The sequence below is a fragment of the Streptococcus sp. ELY_125 genome (assembly GCF_058314535.1).
This window is the reverse complement of sequence record NZ_JBZFUM010000001.1, coordinates 171,826-188,875: the sequence shown is the minus strand read 5'-3', so window position 1 is coordinate 188,875 and position 17,050 is coordinate 171,826. Positions and strand designations below refer to the sequence as shown.

The following is a 17,050-nucleotide window of genomic DNA, read 5'->3' as shown; positions in this document are numbered from 1 at the left end:
TCAATCAGTAGGATAAGTATCATCCATTTTATAGGTTTCGAAAAATAGCTTGGTGCTCATAGAAATTAATCTGCCTACCATTTGGAGAGGATCACGTTGATCCTCTCTTTTTGGCGTTGATTGTTACTAGACTGGCATGGATCGTCCTATAGAAAAATGCCCGACTTGGCTATAATAGTTGTAAAGGAGGTAAAAATGTCAAAAGTGATTTTATTAACAGGTGCTTCTTCAGGAATCGGCTACCTAACAGCACAAGGACTGGCAAGAGCGGGACATAGGGTTTATGGTGGTGCCAGACGCTTGGAAAAATTGGAAGAACTGAAACGAGATGGTGTCCAGCCGCTTTACCTTGATCTTACCAATGAACAAACCATTAAACAGGCTCTTGCAGTGGTTATTCAAGTGGAAGGCAGACTTGATGTCTTGATTAACAATGCTGGTTATGCTGCTTTTGGTGCGGTTGAAGATGTTGCGCTTGAGGCGGCTAGAAAGCAATTTGAAGTAAATCTTTTTGGCCTAGCTCGTTTAACTCAGGAAGTTCTTCCTTATATGCGAGCTCAGAAATCGGGGCGCATTATCAATATCTCTTCAACAGGTGGCCGTATCACTACCATTATGGGTTCTTGGTATCATGCCTCTAAATATGCTCTTGAAGCCTTATCCGATGGCCTTCGTATGGAAGTAAAAGCATTTGGAATTGAGACGGTGATTATTGAGCCAGCCAGTATTAAAACACCTTGGAGCCAGATTGCTGTAGAAAATCTAAGGATCTCTGCAGTTGGAGGGGCCTATGAAAAGATGGCCAAAAAGGTCTCCCAAAGTATTGCAAGAATGTATGCAGGCCGATTGGTTTCTGAGCCTGACCTTGTAGCAAGAAGGATTGTCAAAATTGTCAATGCCAAACGAGTTAAACCGCGTTACCTCGTTGGTAGGGGCGCTAAAACTATTGTTTTTCTTCACGCAATCTTGCCTGCTGGGGTATTTGACTGGCTGGTTGTTAAGAGTTTGACTTGAGGTTAATATTTTTAGACAATAAGATTATGAAACTTATTATCACTAAACAATTTCAGATCTTCTTAAAAGAATTAGGAATAGACATTAGGCTGATCTTACAAAAAGCACAGTTGCCAAACAAACTTTGGCAGGAAGAGCTGACTTATAGCGCTCAGGATTATTATCGCTTTATAGAGACTTTGGATAAGCAAATTACAGATGAAGCCCTATTAGCATTGAGTAATATTGACAATATTAAAATGTTTGTACCAGCCTTTTTTGCTGCTTTATCAAGTCCGGATGGTTTGACAGCCTTGAAGCGCTTCTCAAAATATAAAAGTTTGATTGGTCCAGTAAAGATAGAGATTCATGAAAGAGACGATGAAGTTACTGTAAGCTATGCTTATCTATCATCACACTTGCCACTTCCTCGCATGTTACTGCTGCAGGAGCAGCTGCTACTTTTAAGTATTTTACGGACAGGGACAGGGGTGTCAGTTCTTCCCCGCAGGGTCAGTTCGCCTTATGATTACGGAGCAGTTCTTGAGAATGAGGTAGGCATCCTCCCACAAAAATCACAAAGGAATTTCTTGGTGTTATCTAAAGCAGATCTTGAAAAAACTTTTATCACTGAGAACAATATCATGTGGCATTATTTGGAACCGAGTCTTAATCGGCAGCTAGCTCAGGAGGAAAAAAGCGGCAGCCATTTTACACAGGCGCTTCAAACCGAGTTATTGTCAGCTATCCCCAGCGGTCAGTTCTCCCTCGCTGTCGTAGCTGAGAGGCTTGGCCTCAGTGTCAGGACACTGCAGCGCCAATTAGCTGCTGAAAAGACAACATTTAAGGAAGAAGTTCTCCATATGCAGAAATCGATGGCCTTTTCTTATCTTGATTTATCCATGTCAGTTGACGAGATTGCTTATCTTGTAGGTTATTCAGAAACGTCAAGCTTTCTGCGTGCTTTTAAAAACTGGACTGGCAAAACGCTCAAACAGTATAGAGAAACTAACCAATCGAAGGAGGAGAAATAATGACCCCCACCTTGCTTGCTTTTCTTGCGCTCATGCTTTTTATGGTCCATGAGTTTGAAGAGATTATTTTAGTCTGTCCATGGATTGCGAAGAAAAAGAGTGATCCAAAATTTGCTAATGAAATCTTTGTCGCTGGCAGAGTACATTATCCTTCAACAGAAACAATAGCCGCTAGCATTTTGGAGGAATTTGTTTTAGCTAGCATAATCTTGCTTGCAGGTATTCTTTTTAAATTACCAGAGTTAGTGCTGGCGATTACGCTGGGACATACTTTCCATCTTTTATCTCATATCAGTCAGGCCATCCGATTTCGAACTTGGGTTCCTGGCAGCATGACTGCAGTTTTCACCATGCCTTTGCTTATCTTTAGTATCTTTCTGTTTTGTCTGAGCAATCCACTGCATTGGCTATTGTTGCTGGTTATCACCCCGCTTATTTTTGCAGCAATCATCGCCAACCTTGTTTTTCTTCATCGGCAGGCTGATCAGGTTGAAAAATTCCTACACTCGTAAATAATGTATCTCAGTTCCCCTATCCTGCATCTTGGTTGATGCGGGATTTTTTGATAGAAAAGCTGTGCTATAATGAAAATTATGAAATTACGAATTGAACAGGATGCCAGCTTCAAGGAGCTGGAAGTCAGCTTAAAGTATAGTGAGAAAAACAAGCTGGTTGAGCGGATTTTAACATTTTTGGAAAATGTCGATAAGCAAATCAGCTGTTATGAGGATGGGGTTGAGCATTTGGTCAACCTTTCGGATATTTACTATATTGAAAGTGTTGACAAGAAGACTTTTGTCTATTTGGCAGATACTGTTTATCAGACGGATTTGAGGCTCTATCAACTGCTCCATGACATACAAAATGACGGGTTTGTTCAGATCTCTAAGAGCTGTCTGCTTAACATCAATGTCTTAGAAAGCATTCGGCCGCTTTTTAACAGCCGCATGGAAGCGACTTTGCTCAATGGTGAGAAGGTCATTGTCAATCGCCGCTATTTACAGACTGTTAAAGAAGCTTTAAGAGGAGGTGAACCAAAATGAAAAAATGGTTGGTTAATATCTTTGCCACGACAGGCGTATCATTGCTCTTATTAACTCTAGCTGCCTTGTATTTGAAGGCGGAGTGGCTCCTGTTGGTGAGTATTTTTCAGGTCTTTTTCCTTAACGGTCTCATCCAATTGCTGATTTTATTTATACGTAAACTAGAGTGGGAATCCTTTATGCTGCAGGTGCTGGTGGAAATTGTAGCGATTGAAGGCTTGACAATGGGGATGGGCTGGCTCTTTCATTGGAATCGACCTTGGATGCTTTTTCTTATTGGGATCGCTGTTTATATCATCTCACAAGTCTTGGATCTTTTTGATCTCAGTCAGGAAGCGCGTGAAATTAATTTATTGATTAAAAACCGTCGTTAATTAAACACGCCTACACTCCTAGAAAAAAATGTTTCTTTGAATCTTTAGTGATTCATCGTTAGGTTCTCTATTTTTCTTTGGAGCGCTTAACGGCTTTTGTATCTTAGTGTAAGGAGGATTATCTATGTTACCCAAAACGAAAAAAATCGAGTTAGCAGTCTTGGCTATCTATCTGCTCTGCTATGGTTTGCATCTCTTTGACTATTTTATTTTACGAACCGATCAAACCTTCTGGAATGAAGCCTTTGTGCACAAATTATTGGGAATTGCGGTCATCTATGTAGCTCTCAAATTTTTTCAGCTCACTTGGCAAGAGATAGGCTTTAGGCAAGGAGGTTTCCTCAAAAACACTTGGAATGGACTGCTTTTTGGACTTGTCGTTTATGTGCTGGCTTATGGTGCGGAAATCCTATTGCTTGTGAGCCAGGCTACATTTCAAGGATTGGATGTCTATGTCAGTGCCTATGCTGTGGATAAGAACGTTGGCAGAGAAACCGGTCTAATCTTCTTTCTCATCTGCTTTGTAGGAAATGTCATCAATGTCATCATGGAGGAAGGAGCCTTTCGCGGACTGTTTCAAAAACTTTTTGAGCAGAAATACAGCTTTATAACCTCAGCCGTCTGCTCCTCGACACTCTTTGGCCTGTGGCATTTAGTAGGGCCACTGCGTAGTTACTTTGATGGGGACATGAATTTTTCAGGTTTTATACTTAATGCGCTGATGCTGGTTGTTACCTCTGCCATGGTAGGATTTAAGTTTGCGCTCATGACTAGACTGTCAGGAAGCCTTTATATGGCTATGTCCCACCATTTTACCAATAACTTTTTGATCAATATCATTCATACCCTATCTGATACGGGGGCAGATGAGCTGATGTTTGTCAGAGTCGCCATTGCACAAATCCTATCTCTTGTTCTGGTCTTGCTTTGGTATTTACTGGCTGCAAAAAAGAGTAGAAAGGAAGTTTCACAGTGAAAATTTTAGTAGTGGGTTTAGGTGTTATTGGAACAACTTACGGCTATCTTTTTCAAAAGTCGGGTCATGAGGTAGAACACCTTATCAGAAAGAGCAGTAAAAGAGCCGATATCCAAGAGTTAGACATTGAACTTCTGGATGGCCGGACTGAGAAAGATGGTATTCAAAGCAGTGATGTTTATCAAGTGAAGCACTGTTCCAGCAAAGCCTATGACTTCATCTTTGTCAGTGTCCCGTCAGGCGGTCTTACTTCTATTCTTGAAAGTTTGGAGGCAGATGGTATCTCTGGCACCTTAATTTTAGCCTGCGGAATTTGGGAAGACCGTGCTTATATTGACAATCTGGTAAAAGGACGCCCTTATATTTTAGGTTATCCCGTTGCTGGTGGCAATATCAAGGGCAATAAGCTGACGGCCTGCGTCTTTGATCATTTCATGCTAGAAAGAGAGGAAAAGGCAGCCCTTTCTAATTATGAAAAGTTAGTGCAGATTTTCATGGATTGCCAAATTAAACTGGAGCAGCCCTATGATATGCTGGAATGGATTTGGCTGCACATGGCCATCAATGCTGGTGTTATTTCAGCTATTATCAAGTACACCGACACAACTGATACTCAAGCAGCTGTTGAAAGGGCTATGGCTTCTTCACAAACCCTAAAAGCAGCAGTGGAGAACATTCGTGAAACAGCACAAATTGTCGCAGCTCGCGGTGTCAATCTCAAAAACTATTCTAACGAATTGCTAGCTTACAAATTACCAACTTTTTTATCTGTCCCCCTTATGAAACGTATGTTTGCTAAAAAGGTCCTGACTCGTAAAATCATGACCCTGCACGATAATCTCAGTGATCTATTATTTGTTTGTCAATGTGTCTATGATAGCGGTCAGGCTTTAAATCTAGCGGCTCCTCATTTTTATAAAGCTTATGAGAAAGTACGAGATAAGCTTTTTGACTATGTAAAGAGGGGGAGCAATGTTATATTCAATATTTTATAGCTGTCTATAAGAATAGAGTAGCTTGTTTCCAAGAGCGCATCAGTAAAAATATTTTTCAAAGTCCAAGTTAAATAATGGTGTATTTTAAAATAATTTACGAATAATAAAGGTGAACCCTATCTTACTCCTTTTATCTTATTTTGTGATGGTACTATTTTAGAAGATTATCTGATCATGGAGTCTCCCCGATCGATATATTGGAGGTGTGCTATGCTAGTCGCAAGAAATAAGGCCGGCAGACTGATTAATCTATTGGATGACCTTCCTGAAAAGGGCGATTTCTTCTGTCCTGCCTGTGGAGCTGAAGTTCGCTTGAAACGGGGAACTGTAAAAAGGCCGCATTTTGCTCATATCAATCTGCAGGACTGCCACTTTTATTCGGAAAATGAATCAGCAGAACATTTGTCTCTCAAGTCAGCCCTTTATACTAGTTTGTCAAAAACTGAGCGGATCGTTGTGGAGCAATTCTTACCGAAATTAGGGCAGATTGCAGATCTTTTGGTCAATGAAAGACTGGTGCTTGAAGTGCAGTGTTCACGCTTGTCCGAAGACCGACTGCGTGAACGGACACAGGCTTATCAAAAAAGCGGTTTTCAGGTACTCTGGCTGCTGGGGAAGAAGCTCTGGCTTGGTAAGCAGTTGACACCGCTGCAGCACGATTTTCTCTACTTCTCAAAAAATATGGGCTTTCACCTTTGGGAACTGGATTTATCGAAAGAATGCCTGCGTTTAAAATATTTAATTCATGAAGATGGGCACAACAGGGTGCATTTTTTAGTGAAAGAATGCCGTTTTTCGGGACATTTGTTTGAGTTTTTACACCAACCTTTTGTCAAGCAGCTCATGGAGACCTATCGCTTGAAAATGGATGAACATCTTTTATCTTACATTCAGCGTCAGCTTATTGCCAAAAATCCTCGCTGGTTAAAAAAGCAGGAAGAAGCCTATTATTTGGGAGAAAATCTGCTATCGAAATCCGTTGATGATTTTTACCCGCAAGTGCGACCGCCTCAGGGACCCTTTTGCCAGATCGAAAGAGACTTATCAAAATTTTACCAGCAATTTGAAGCATTCTATAGAGGCAGTAGTGATAAAAGATTCCAAAGACTTTACCCGCCAGCCTTTTATGATAAAATAAACGCAAAAGGTTTATAAGAAAGGATGGGAAAACACAGATGGTTTGAGCATAAACTATCTCGTTTTAATGTGGTATGTCAGATAATCGTGATCATATTGAAGAAAAATATCAATGGGATTTAAGAACGGTTTTTGCTAGTGATGCAGACTGGGAGGCAGAATTTGAATCGCTTAGTCAGGCAATTGAAGAGGCGAAAGGCTTAGCCGAACAACTTGGTCAGTCAGGTAGGAATTTATTAACTGTGACAGAACACTATTTAGCATTATCTCGCCGATTAGAGAAACTCTACGTTTACGCCTCTATGAAAAATGATCAGGATACAACAGTAGCTGCTTATCAAGAACTACAGTCTAAGGCAACTAACCTATATGCCAAGTACGGTCAAACCTTTGCCTTCTTTGAGCCGGAAGTTTTGGCCTTATCTTCGGAGCAGTTTGACAGTTTTGTGACGGAAGTGCCAGAGTTAGAAGCCTATCGCCACTTTTTTAAACAGCTTTTTGATCAGAAGGCCCATGTCCTCTCGCCTGAAGAAGAGGAGCTCTTGGCAAATGCCCAAGAAATCTTAGATGCTGCTGGTGAAACCTATGAAATTTTGGATAATGCTGATCTTGTTTTTCCTTTTGTTAAAGATAGCGATGGTGAAAAAGTTGAGCTGACTCATGGGAATTTTATTACCTTGATGGAATCCCCTGATAGAGAGGCTCGCAAGCAAGCTTATGAAGCCTATTACAGCATTTATGCACAATTTCAGCACACCTATGCCAAGACACTACAAACTGTGGTTAAGCGCCATAATTTTGAGGCTAAAGTTCGACATTATGATTCTGCTAGACAGGCAGCCATGGCCGGTAGTCATATTCCAGAATCTGTTTATGACACCTTGTTAACGACGGTTGATAAGTATTTACCTCTGCTTCATCGCTATATAGCGTTGAGGCAGAAAGTTTTAGGGTTGCCCGACCTGAAAATGTATGACATCTATGCTCCATTATCCCGCGTGGATATGGCAGTGACCTATGAAGAAGCCTTGGATAAGGCCCAAGATGTTTTAAGTGTTTTCGGAGAAGACTATAGTGAGCGAGTCAAACGTGCTTTTAAGGAACGCTGGATTGACGTTTGTGTCAATAAGGGTAAACGCTCAGGTGCTTATTCTGGTGGGGCTTATGATACGAACGCCTTTATGCTACTTAATTGGCAGGATACATTGGACAATCTCTACACTCTTATCCATGAGACCGGCCACAGTATGCACTCTACTTTCACACGGGAAAATCAGCCTTATGTTTATGGTGATTATTCCATTTTCTTGGCCGAGATTGCATCGATAACAAATGAAAACATCTTGACAGAAACCTTGCTTCAGGAAGTAACAGACGATACAGAGCGCTTTGCTATTTTGAATCATTACTTGGATAGCTTTAAGGGAACGGTCTTTCGCCAAACCCATTTTGCGGAGTTTGAGCAAGCCATTCATCAAGCAGATGCTAGAGGCGAGGTTCTGACCAGTCAGTACCTCAATGATCTTTATGCCGATTTAAATGAAAAATATTATGGCTTGGCTAAGGAGGAAAACCCACAGATTCAGGTTGAATGGGCGAGAATTCCGCATTTTTACTATAACTTTTATGTTTATCAATACGCGACAGGTTTTGCGGCCGCTAGCTATTTAGCACAAAAAATTGTTCATGGCAGGCAAACTGACAAAGAAGCTTATCTGGCTTATCTTAAGGCTGGTAGTTCCGATTATCCTTTAGAGGTTATCGGCAAGACCGGACTCGATATGACGGCGTCTTCTTATTTAGAAGAGGCTTTTAAGGTTTTTGAAGACCGTCTGATAGAGTTGGAAGCCCTTGTCGCTAAGGGAGTACACCGGCAGTAATTTCTGTCTTAGTAAAAATAACCTGATTCCATTACGGTATCAGGTTTTTATTATATGATTGTCAGTCCGTTTCGCACCAAGGGACGTGAAACGAATAAGGAAATAGCAACCGTTATGATGATGGCAATACCCTTGTTTTCCAAGTAGATTCCATAAGATGATGTATAAAAGATTCTCCCTGACTCATTAGATTTTTCTGGCTAACATCGTGGCAAAACGCATGCGGATAGGATTGCCATTTTCGTCGCACCTGTGAAGGTGGCCGAAATTTTCATTGTACTTAATGAGTTGCCATTCTTTATAGTAGTCAGCTAGTTCGCCTTCCTTAAAAGTGAAAGGAAAGGGCATGGGGCAGGGGGCGTCTATTGTATCCATAGCACAGACAATCAGGTTATAACCACCAGGTCGGGTACTTTCCTGCATATCCCTAATGATGGCCGGTACACGCTTGGGGTCTAGGAACATGAAAACAACTGTTGAAAGAATAAGATCGTAGGTATTAGCTAAATTAGCGGCATTAATATCATAGACCTTACATTGAATTGGCAGATTTTCATGTTCAGCGATCTGACTTAGGCGGTTTAGACTAAGTTGGTTGATATCAAGTGAGGTTACCTGATGGCCTAGAATGGAAAGGTAGAGGCTGTTGCGTCCCTTTCCACAGCCTAAATCCAAAGTTTTGTTTGCAGGAATGCTTTCTCGTTCAATTGCTTCTCGCACTTCAGAGTGAGGTTCGATTTGATACTTTTTAGCAAAGTAATCTGCAGGTAGGCAGTAAAATTCTAAATAAAATTCTAGGTCGCTTGATGCTGCTTCGATACGATGCCAAACTTGTGGTGGAACAAGAGGAGGCCGACTGTCCTTGTCAAAGCTTGTCTGCCCTAACACTTGACCTTCATTGTCTAAGACATAGTAAATCAGCTGGCCTGAAAGGATAGTTAATTTCCCCCAAGTTCCTGCCTTGGTATTGTGCTTCTTGATGAAGGTGTTAGGGATAGTTGCGGCTGTCCAGTTGGGCATTCGTTTGTAAGGAATTAATTTTTCAGTATCAATATCAATCATTGCAACCCTTTCTTTTAATGAAATACAAAGGTGTCAGGGATATGTAGCAAAAGAGGAAGGCTAAGGAAGACGCTCGGCCAGCTATCAAGTAGTTGGGAAGACTTCGTCTCTTTGTGCAGTGGCGTAGACACATCCGCTTTGTGGATTTATTATAGCAGAAAATGCTTCGATTTCAGTGGTTGTAGGTAATAAAATAATTAAACGGTGAAGCAGCTGGAAGCTTCACTTTAAAACGTTTACATGCTCAAAGGTCTGATTTAAAGGGGAAATTGTGGTACAATAAAAAGGTTGAAATATTTATAGATAAATAGAGGAAATCATGACTAAACTTAGAGAAGATATTCGCAATGTCGCTATTATCGCTCACGTTGACCATGGGAAAACAACTCTGGTCGATGAACTTTTGAAGCAATCCCATACGCTTGATGAACGCAAGGAGTTGGATGAACGTGCGATGGATTCCAATGACCTAGAAAAAGAGCGTGGAATTACCATCTTAGCTAAAAATACAGCAGTGGCCTATAACGATGTACGTATCAACATCATGGATACTCCAGGACACGCAGATTTCGGTGGAGAAGTTGAGCGTATCATGAAGATGGTTGATGGTGTTGTTCTGGTTGTGGATGCTTATGAGGGAACCATGCCCCAGACTCGTTTTGTGCTGAAAAAGGCTCTGGAGCAAAATTTAACACCGATTGTTGTCGTTAACAAGATTGACAAACCAGCGGCACGTCCCAATGAAGTAGTTGACGAAGTTCTGGAGCTCTTCATTGAGTTAGGAGCCGATGACAACCAGCTGGACTTTCCAGTTGTTTATGCCTCAGCTATCAATGGCACATCATCTTTATCGGATAATCCGGCGGAGCAAGAACATACTATGGCACCGGTCTTTGATACCATTATTGATCATATTCCTGCACCGATTGACAACTCTGATGAACCTTTGCAATTTCAGGTCTCTCTTTTGGATTACAACGATTTTGTTGGTCGTATCGGTATCGGTCGCGTCTTCCGTGGAGCTGTCAAGGTTGGTGATCAGGTAACGCTCTCTAAACTGGATGGCACAAGTAAAAACTTTCGTGTGACCAAGCTTTTTGGTTTCTTCGGCCTTGAACGTCGAGAAATTCAAGAAGCAAAGGCTGGGGATTTGATTGCTGTTTCAGGTATGGAAGATATTTTCGTTGGTGAAACCATCACGCCGACAGATGCGGTTGAACCTCTGCCGATCCTTCATATTGATGAACCCACTTTGCAGATGACCTTCTTGGTTAACAATTCTCCTTTTGCCGGTCGTGAAGGTAAATGGGTAACGTCACGTAAGGTAGAAGAGCGTCTTTTAGCAGAACTGCAGACAGATGTATCACTGCGTGTTGATCCCACAGATTCTCCGGATAAATGGATTGTTTCAGGCCGTGGAGAATTACATCTATCTATCCTGATTGAAACTATGCGCCGTGAAGGCTATGAGTTGCAAGTGTCGCGTCCGGAGGTCATCATCAAGGAAATTGATGGGGTCAAATGTGAACCATTTGAACGCGTGCAAATTGATACACCGGAAGAATATCAGGGAGCTATTATCCAGAGCCTGTCTGAACGCAAAGGTGACATGTTGGATATGCAGGTGGTTGGTAACGGCCAGACCCGCTTAATCTTTTTGATTCCAGCTCGCGGTTTGATTGGCTATTCGACAGAATTTCTATCTATGACGCGTGGCTACGGCATTATGAACCATACCTTTGACCAATATCTGCCAGTCGTTCCTAGTGAAATTTCCGGCCGTCATCGTGGTGCTCTTGTCTCTATTGAAAATGGTAAAGCAACGACTTATTCTATCATGCGTATTGAGGAGCGTGGTACTATCTTTGTTAATCCGGGCACTGAGGTTTATGAAGGCATGATTGTCGGCGAAAATTCTCGTGACAATGATTTAGGGGTTAATATTACAACAGCTAAACAGATGACCAATGTTCGCTCAGCAACTAAGGATCAGACAGCTGTTATCAAGACACCGCGTATTCTGACCTTAGAGGAATCTTTAGAATTTCTAAATGATGATGAATACATGGAAGTGACCCCAGAATCTATCCGCCTGCGTAAGCAAATCTTAAATAAGGCAGCCCGTGATAAGGCTAATAAAAAGAAAAAATCAGCTGAATAAACAGGCGGCGTTAACTATTTACTCTTGTTTGAATATCTATCAGCTGACGTGATAGTTGCTACTGAAGCAAGAAGTCTCAATGATGTGTCAAAGGAGAAGTGATTGCTTAGGTGCAGCTCCTTTGGATAAAGCAGTTTTAGGAATATAATTATTTTCCAGACATCGATGCATTTTATTCGGATTCTTATTGGTACTAAGAGGCCAAATAACTTGCTATTTTATATATGGCCCCTGCCTCAAAGTCTGTTTAAAGGAACGGAGCGGTTAGAAAAAAAGGACTTTCTGTTGATCTTCTATTTTCAATTTGCTTTTTAGGGAGGGGTATCTTAGTAAAAGGAGGCGCGGATGTTTTATTTTATTGTAGCAATTCTCATTGCGATTTATTATTTCTTTGCGGCTCCTAAGACCGTCAAGAATACTATGAATATGATTTCAACCATGGGAATTGTGGCAGTCCTACTGGTTATGTCCATTTTGGGATTCGTCAAGTTGATTCAGTCGCCTCCTGAAGTTTTTGTAGGGATAGCGATGATTGGAGTGGCTTATTTTAGTCTGCGGGATGTTATCAGGCTTTCATCTAGGCCTAATAAACACCGCAAGTATATCATTGGTTTTAGAGATTTTATCATTAATCATTTTAAATCATAGTTTGAAGAGCCGGACGATTCAGTCAGGCTCTTTTTAGCTTAAACAAAAGGCCTTAAACCTCTGATGGGAGTCTTACCGACTACAGAAACTATAAAGCCAAAGAAGGCTGACTGTCCTCTTTATTAGAAAAGGATCAACATTTTTTCTTTATCTTGAAAAAGCGGGAGATTAAGGGTAAAATAAAGAGAACTATACTAGGTTAGAAGTGGGCGCGATATGAAAGCAATTAAAGAATTTGAAAATAAAAAAGTGCTGGTTCTGGGGTTGGCCCGTTCAGGTGAGGCGGCTGCCCGTCTTTTATCAAAACTGGGTGCTATTGTGACGGTGAATGATGGTAAGCCTTTTGAGGAAAATCCGTCAGCTCAAGCGCTGCTGGAAGAAGGAATTAAGGTTATTTGTGGTTCTCATCCTATAGAACTTTTAGATGAGGACTTTGCCTGCATGGTAAAAAATCCAGGCATCCCTTATGATAATGCTATGGTTGTTAAAGCTTTGGAGAAGGGGATTCCTGTCTACACAGAAGTTGAACTAGCCTATCGTATTTCTGAAAGTCCAATTATTGGTATTACAGGCTCCAACGGTAAAACAACAACAACGACTATGATTGCGGATGTTCTCAACAATGGCGGCCTATCCGGTCTATTGTCTGGTAATATTGGCTACCCAGCTTCTGAAGTTGCCCAGTCAGCTACCACAGAGGATATTCTTGTTATGGAGCTGTCTTCTTTTCAGTTGATGGGAATAGAGAATTTTCATCCTCACATAGCAGTTATTACCAATCTTATGCCAACTCATCTTGATTATCATGGCTCCTTTGAGGCTTATGTTGCGGCTAAGTGGAATCTTCAAAAAAATATGACGGCAGATGATTATTTAGTGCTTAATTTTAATCAAGATTTGGCTAAGGATTTAGCTACCAAGACTGCCGCAGGCATCGTACCCTTTTCAACACAAGAAGTTGTAGATGGCGCCTATCTGCTCGATGGTCAGCTTTATTTCAAGGGGGAGGCTGTTATGGCGGCAGATGATTTGGGAGTGCCCGGCAGTCATAATATTGAAAATGCCCTGGCGACAATTGCTGTTGCTAAGCTATCGGGGATTTCTAATCAAGCTATTGTTGAGACTTTGTCGCAGTTTGGGGGTGTTAAACATCGTCTGCAATCTCTAGGACAGGTCGATGGTGTAGCCTTCTACAACGATAGTAAATCAACTAATATTTTAGCTACTCAAAAAGCTCTGTCTGGCTTTGCTAATGGTAAGGTTATCCTCATTGCCGGTGGTTTGGATCGTGGAAACGAATTTGATGATCTAGTGCCTGACATTGAAGGACTTAAAAAGATGGTTATTCTAGGTGAGTCAGCTCCCCGTCTCAAACGAGCCGCTGATAAGGCTGGGGTCTCTTATATTGATGCTCAGGATGTTAAGGAAGCAGCGGGGTTGGCCTTTGAAGAAGCTGATGAGGGAGACACTGTTCTCCTTAGTCCTGCCAATGCTAGCTGGGATATGTATAAAAACTTTGAAGTCCGTGGTGACGAGTTTATCGCTGCTTTTGAAGCACTCCAAGGAGAATAGGCATGGCTAAAAGGATAGTTTTTACTGGCGGTGGGACGGTCGGTCATGTGACCTTAAATCTAATTTTGATTCCTAAGTTTTTAAAAGATGGCTGGGAAGTTCACTATATTGGTGATAAACATGGTATTGAGCATGAGCAGTTAAAACAATCAGGCTTTGACGTGACCTTTCACAGTATCGCAACCGGAAAATTGCGTCGGTATTTTTCTTTTCAAAATATGCTGGATATTTTCAAGGTTGGCTGGGGTGTTCTGCAGTCGTTAGCCATTATTGCTAGGATTAGGCCACAAGCTCTTTTTTCTAAGGGAGGTTTTGTTTCTGTCCCGCCGGTTGTAGCCGCTAAGTTGCTAGGTGTGCCTGTTTTTGTGCATGAGTCAGACTTATCCATGGGCTTGGCCAACCGCATTGCTTATAAATTTGCGACAAAAATGTACACAACCTTTGAATTGGGAACATCTTTAAGCAAGGCACAGCATGTCGGTGCCATTACTAAGGTTGTAAAGAAGGCTGCTGCAAAAATTTCGGAAGAGCCTGCTGAAATTGCTTCTATCAAGGCTCAGTTTGACTCACAGCTAAAGACCCTCCTGTTTATTGGCGGTTCGGCTGGTGCTAAGGTCTTCAATGATTTTATTAGTCACAATCCTGATTTACTGAGAGATTATAATGTTATCAATATTTCAGGTGATAAGAGCCTCAATAGCCTGAGCAAGAATCTCTATCGTGTAGATTATGTTACAGATCTCTATCAACCCCTGATGGATATGGCAGATGTTGTTATTACAAGAGGTGGTTCTAATACCATTTTTGAGCTCTTGGCCATGCGCAAACTGCATATCATTGTACCCTTGAGCAAAGAAGCTAGTCGCGGTGATCAATTGGAAAATGCTGCTTATTTCGAGAAAAAGGGCTATGCCCAGCAGCTGGCTGAGTCAGACTTGACCTTAGATGAGCTTGAATCCAAGTTAGATCAGCTTTGGGAAGAAAAAGATAGCTATCTGGCAGCTATGGCGGCAACAGAAGAATTGAAATCACCGGATGAATTTTACAAACTTTTAAGTGCTGCTATTATCCAGAAGAAATAGGAGGGAGACCTTGGCTAAAAAACCAACGAATGATTCCTCGAAAGGGGAAGAGAAAAACGGGCTGACGGAGTGGCAGAAACGCAATCTGGACTTTTTAAAGCAAAAAGAAAAAGAAAAGAAAGAGCAAGAAAAACTGCGTAAGGAACTGCAGGCACAAAAGCGAGCACGCCTGCAAGCAAAATCTACTGGTAAAAAGGAGCTTGACGAGAGAAAAAGGGAATCTGAGTCTGCTACCCAGTCTAAATCTGCTAAGACCTCTTCAAAAAAAACAAAGGTGAAGCCAGTTAAGAAAAAAACGCAAAAGAAGGCAGCTGCCAAGTCGAAACCTAAAACTAACTCTCTTTCGACTAAGTTTAAGCGGCGAATGACTAGCGTCTTAGTGCCTGCTATTCTGGGGATAATCTTCTCACTTTATCTGATGACTCCAGCCAGCAAAATTAAGCAGGTTACCGTTGATGGGGCTAATAGAACAGACAGTCAAACTGTGGTTAAAGCTTCTGGATTAGCAGATGACTCCTATACCTTCTCAACGATTTTTAACCGTTCTGAATTGGCTCGCTCTATTGAGAAAAATGATGTTTGGGTTAAATCAGCCAAAGTAGATTACCACTTTCCTTTTACTTTCACCATTAAGGTAAAAGAACATAATATTGTAGCCTATGCCCAAACTGACCAAGGCTATGAGCCTATTTTAGAAAGTGGGACCCGTCTCAACAGTCTTGAGGCTAATGATTTACCTGAACAGTTTACAACGATCAATCTTGAAAATGGTAAGTACTTATCTAGTCTGATTAAAAAGTTAACCAAAATGGACCGAAACCTGATTTCAGAGATTAAGGTGATTAGCTTAGCAGGTTCGAAAACGACTTCTGACTTGTTGAAATTAGATATGCAGGATGGCAATATTGTTTATGTTCCCTTGTCGCAGATTGATAAGAAGCTGCCATACTATGATAAAATTAAGGATAATCTGAAGGACAACCATGTTGTCGATATGGAGGTCGGTATCTTTGCTACTAGTGATGAGGGTGATGACTCTAATCAGGAAGGTGAGACATCTGAAAGTTCGGCGGCAGATGATGCGGTCCCTGAAACTGACCCTAACCAAGACAATCAGCCTGATGTTTCTCAGCCTGAAGCTGAAAGTTCTGATAGTAATACAAATGAAGCAGCCAACTCAGAGCAGTAGGCTGCTTTTAAAAACTATAAGCTATGTTGTGTTTCAAGTGGAAGGAAGTGATAAAACTCTCTTTTTTTCTGTTAGGTTAAATGATTTGAGCTTGAATAAAAGTTGGCTTTATAAGGAGGTTTTGTCTACTTAGGCACAAGTTTTTAGAGAAGAGCGGATGACTCCCTTTTTTCTAGGTCTATAGGCCAGTTAGGTAGCTGAAAATAGGAATAACAAAATCAACAACTAGGCCGATAATAACCACAGCGATAGCAGCCATGGCTCCTTCCAGTTCTCCTAGCTCTAGAGCAAATGCCGCTCCAACGGTATGGCCTGAGGTGCCCAGCCCTAGGCCGACGCCAATTTCACTTTTATCAAGACGGAAGAATTTAACGAGTTTTTTACCTAAAGCGTAAATAATAACGGCGTTGAGAATACAAGCCATGGCGGTAACAGCTGAATTACCTCCAATGGCACTAGCGATAGGGAGGGCGATAGCTGTTGTTGCAGCCTGTGGCAGCATAGAAGCAGTGCTGACATGACTGAGCCCAATCATTTTAGAAATGCTAACAATGAGCATTAAAGAAATAACCATGCCTAATGTTAAGCTGGTGAGAATTTCCAACCAGTATTTTTTAATAGTGGCATTTTTCTTATAAAGCGGTACAGCAAAAGCAATGGTGGCTGGGTTGAGAAACCAGAAAATCAAATCACCTCCGGGCTTATAGGCTTGGATGTAGAGGGTTTTAGCATCGGTACCCAGTCCTTTAGCCAGTAAAATCAAGAGAATAATACCGGCAACCATAGCAAAGAAAAGGGGCTGCAAGAGAAAGAATCCCTTGCTTTTCTTGAAGAGATACTGACCGATGGTATAGAGAATCAGCGAGAAGCAAATACCGAAAATAGGTGTTTTCAATAGTTCCAT

Annotated in this window: 16 protein-coding genes; 14 read left to right on the top strand and 2 right to left on the bottom strand. The window is 41.4% G+C overall.

All coding sequences use genetic code 11. From position 1 onward, the window contains the following. The first annotated feature begins 195 nt into the window (after window positions 1–195). The 9 genes from AC4HAL_RS00780 to pepF all read left to right on the top strand — a co-directional run bounded on the left by AC4HAL_RS00780 (window position 196) and on the right by pepF (window position 8,432). Complete coding sequence (locus tag AC4HAL_RS00780; protein WP_491092500.1) at window positions 196–1,014, top strand: oxidoreductase; 819 nt, start codon at window positions 196–198, stop codon at window positions 1,012–1,014. A gap of 26 nt (window positions 1,015–1,040) precedes the next feature. Then, entirely contained in the window at window positions 1,041–2,027 is a 987-nt protein-coding gene (locus AC4HAL_RS00775; RefSeq protein ID WP_491092499.1) for an AraC family transcriptional regulator, read from the top strand. Further along, entirely contained in the window at window positions 2,027–2,539 is a 513-nt protein-coding gene (locus tag AC4HAL_RS00770; protein WP_491092498.1) for an HXXEE domain-containing protein, read from the top strand. Before AC4HAL_RS00775 ends, AC4HAL_RS00770 begins: the two co-directional genes overlap by 1 nt. Before the next feature lie 72 nt (window positions 2,540–2,611). Next, on the top strand, window positions 2,612–3,070 hold the full coding sequence (locus tag AC4HAL_RS00765; RefSeq protein WP_491092497.1) for a LytTR family DNA-binding domain-containing protein: 459 nt from the start codon (window positions 2,612–2,614) through the stop codon (window positions 3,068–3,070). Further along, entirely contained in the window at window positions 3,067–3,444 is a 378-nt protein-coding gene (locus tag AC4HAL_RS00760) for a hypothetical protein (protein ID WP_491092496.1), read from the top strand. The genes AC4HAL_RS00765 and AC4HAL_RS00760 overlap by 4 nt, the downstream gene beginning before the upstream one ends. A gap of 124 nt (window positions 3,445–3,568) precedes the next feature. Further along, window positions 3,569–4,420 carry a CPBP family intramembrane glutamic endopeptidase gene (locus AC4HAL_RS00755; RefSeq protein WP_491092495.1) on the top strand — a complete coding sequence of 284 codons (852 nt, stop codon included), beginning with the start codon at window positions 3,569–3,571 and terminating at the stop codon, window positions 4,418–4,420. Continuing rightward, window positions 4,417–5,415, top strand: a complete 999-nt coding sequence (locus tag AC4HAL_RS00750) for a ketopantoate reductase family protein (protein ID WP_491092494.1) — start codon at window positions 4,417–4,419, stop codon at window positions 5,413–5,415. Before AC4HAL_RS00755 ends, AC4HAL_RS00750 begins: the two co-directional genes overlap by 4 nt. Window positions 5,416–5,625: 210 nt before the next feature. Further along, window positions 5,626–6,570, top strand: a complete 945-nt coding sequence (locus AC4HAL_RS00745) for a competence protein CoiA (RefSeq protein ID WP_491092493.1) — start codon at window positions 5,626–5,628, stop codon at window positions 6,568–6,570. A 56-nt stretch (window positions 6,571–6,626) separates the two neighbouring features. Beyond that, on the top strand, window positions 6,627–8,432 hold the full coding sequence (pepF, locus tag AC4HAL_RS00740; RefSeq protein WP_491092492.1) for an oligoendopeptidase F: 1,806 nt from the start codon (window positions 6,627–6,629) through the stop codon (window positions 8,430–8,432). Between the two features lie 186 nt (window positions 8,433–8,618). Here the strand turns inward: pepF and tehB are convergent, their stop codons facing one another. Then, window positions 8,619–9,494: an SAM-dependent methyltransferase TehB gene (gene tehB / locus AC4HAL_RS00735; RefSeq protein WP_491092491.1), complete on the bottom strand. Its 876-nt coding sequence runs from the start codon at window positions 9,492–9,494 to the stop codon at window positions 8,619–8,621. A 319-nt stretch (window positions 9,495–9,813) separates the two neighbouring features. On the opposite strand from tehB, the gene typA reads away from it, so the two are divergent. The 5 genes from typA (at window position 9,814) to AC4HAL_RS00710 (ending at window position 16,146) form a co-directional block, all read left to right on the top strand. Further along, window positions 9,814–11,655: a translational GTPase TypA gene (gene typA / locus AC4HAL_RS00730; protein WP_491092490.1), complete on the top strand. Its 1,842-nt coding sequence runs from the start codon at window positions 9,814–9,816 to the stop codon at window positions 11,653–11,655. Window positions 11,656–12,000: 345 nt separating this feature from the next. Beyond that, complete coding sequence (locus tag AC4HAL_RS00725) at window positions 12,001–12,303, top strand: DUF3165 family protein (RefSeq protein ID WP_491092489.1); 303 nt, start codon at window positions 12,001–12,003, stop codon at window positions 12,301–12,303. 216 nt (window positions 12,304–12,519) lie between these two features. Next, the gene (murD, locus tag AC4HAL_RS00720; RefSeq protein ID WP_491092488.1) at window positions 12,520–13,875 is read left to right on the top strand and encodes a UDP-N-acetylmuramoyl-L-alanine--D-glutamate ligase; all 1,356 of its coding nucleotides are present in this window, start codon (window positions 12,520–12,522) and stop codon (window positions 13,873–13,875) included. A 2-nt stretch (window positions 13,876–13,877) separates the two neighbouring features. Further along, window positions 13,878–14,957, top strand: a complete 1,080-nt coding sequence (locus tag AC4HAL_RS00715; protein ID WP_491092487.1) for a UDP-N-acetylglucosamine--N-acetylmuramyl-(pentapeptide) pyrophosphoryl-undecaprenol N-acetylglucosamine transferase — start codon at window positions 13,878–13,880, stop codon at window positions 14,955–14,957. Window positions 14,958–14,967: 10 nt separating this feature from the next. Then, window positions 14,968–16,146: a cell division protein FtsQ/DivIB gene (locus AC4HAL_RS00710; RefSeq protein ID WP_491092485.1), complete on the top strand. Its 1,179-nt coding sequence runs from the start codon at window positions 14,968–14,970 to the stop codon at window positions 16,144–16,146. A 178-nt stretch (window positions 16,147–16,324) separates the two neighbouring features. On the opposite strand, the gene lrgB is transcribed toward AC4HAL_RS00710, so the two are convergent. Beyond that, on the bottom strand, window positions 16,325–17,050 hold the full coding sequence (gene lrgB, locus AC4HAL_RS00705) for an antiholin-like protein LrgB (RefSeq protein ID WP_447452434.1): 726 nt from the start codon (window positions 17,048–17,050) through the stop codon (window positions 16,325–16,327).

Coding starts and splice junctions, on each gene's coding strand:
- AC4HAL_RS00760 (WP_491092496.1), top strand. CDS start 3,067: ATGAAAAAATGGTTGGTTAATATCTTTGCCACGACAGGCGTATCATTG.
- tehB (WP_491092491.1), bottom strand. CDS start 9,494: ATGATTGATATTGATACTGAAAAATTAATTCCTTACAAACGAATGCCC.
- AC4HAL_RS00765 (WP_491092497.1), top strand. CDS start 2,612: ATGAAAATTATGAAATTACGAATTGAACAGGATGCCAGCTTCAAGGAG.
- AC4HAL_RS00745 (WP_491092493.1), top strand. CDS start 5,626: ATGCTAGTCGCAAGAAATAAGGCCGGCAGACTGATTAATCTATTGGAT.
- AC4HAL_RS00780 (WP_491092500.1), top strand. CDS start 196: ATGTCAAAAGTGATTTTATTAACAGGTGCTTCTTCAGGAATCGGCTAC.
- murD (WP_491092488.1), top strand. CDS start 12,520: ATGAAAGCAATTAAAGAATTTGAAAATAAAAAAGTGCTGGTTCTGGGG.
- AC4HAL_RS00770 (WP_491092498.1), top strand. CDS start 2,027: ATGACCCCCACCTTGCTTGCTTTTCTTGCGCTCATGCTTTTTATGGTC.
- AC4HAL_RS00775 (WP_491092499.1), top strand. CDS start 1,041: ATGAAACTTATTATCACTAAACAATTTCAGATCTTCTTAAAAGAATTA.
- lrgB (WP_447452434.1), bottom strand. CDS start 17,050: ATGGAACTATTGAAAACACCTATTTTCGGTATTTGCTTCTCGCTGATT.
- pepF (WP_491092492.1), top strand. CDS start 6,627: ATGTCAGATAATCGTGATCATATTGAAGAAAAATATCAATGGGATTTA.
- AC4HAL_RS00755 (WP_491092495.1), top strand. CDS start 3,569: ATGTTACCCAAAACGAAAAAAATCGAGTTAGCAGTCTTGGCTATCTAT.
- typA (WP_491092490.1), top strand. CDS start 9,814: ATGACTAAACTTAGAGAAGATATTCGCAATGTCGCTATTATCGCTCAC.
- AC4HAL_RS00715 (WP_491092487.1), top strand. CDS start 13,878: ATGGCTAAAAGGATAGTTTTTACTGGCGGTGGGACGGTCGGTCATGTG.
- AC4HAL_RS00725 (WP_491092489.1), top strand. CDS start 12,001: ATGTTTTATTTTATTGTAGCAATTCTCATTGCGATTTATTATTTCTTT.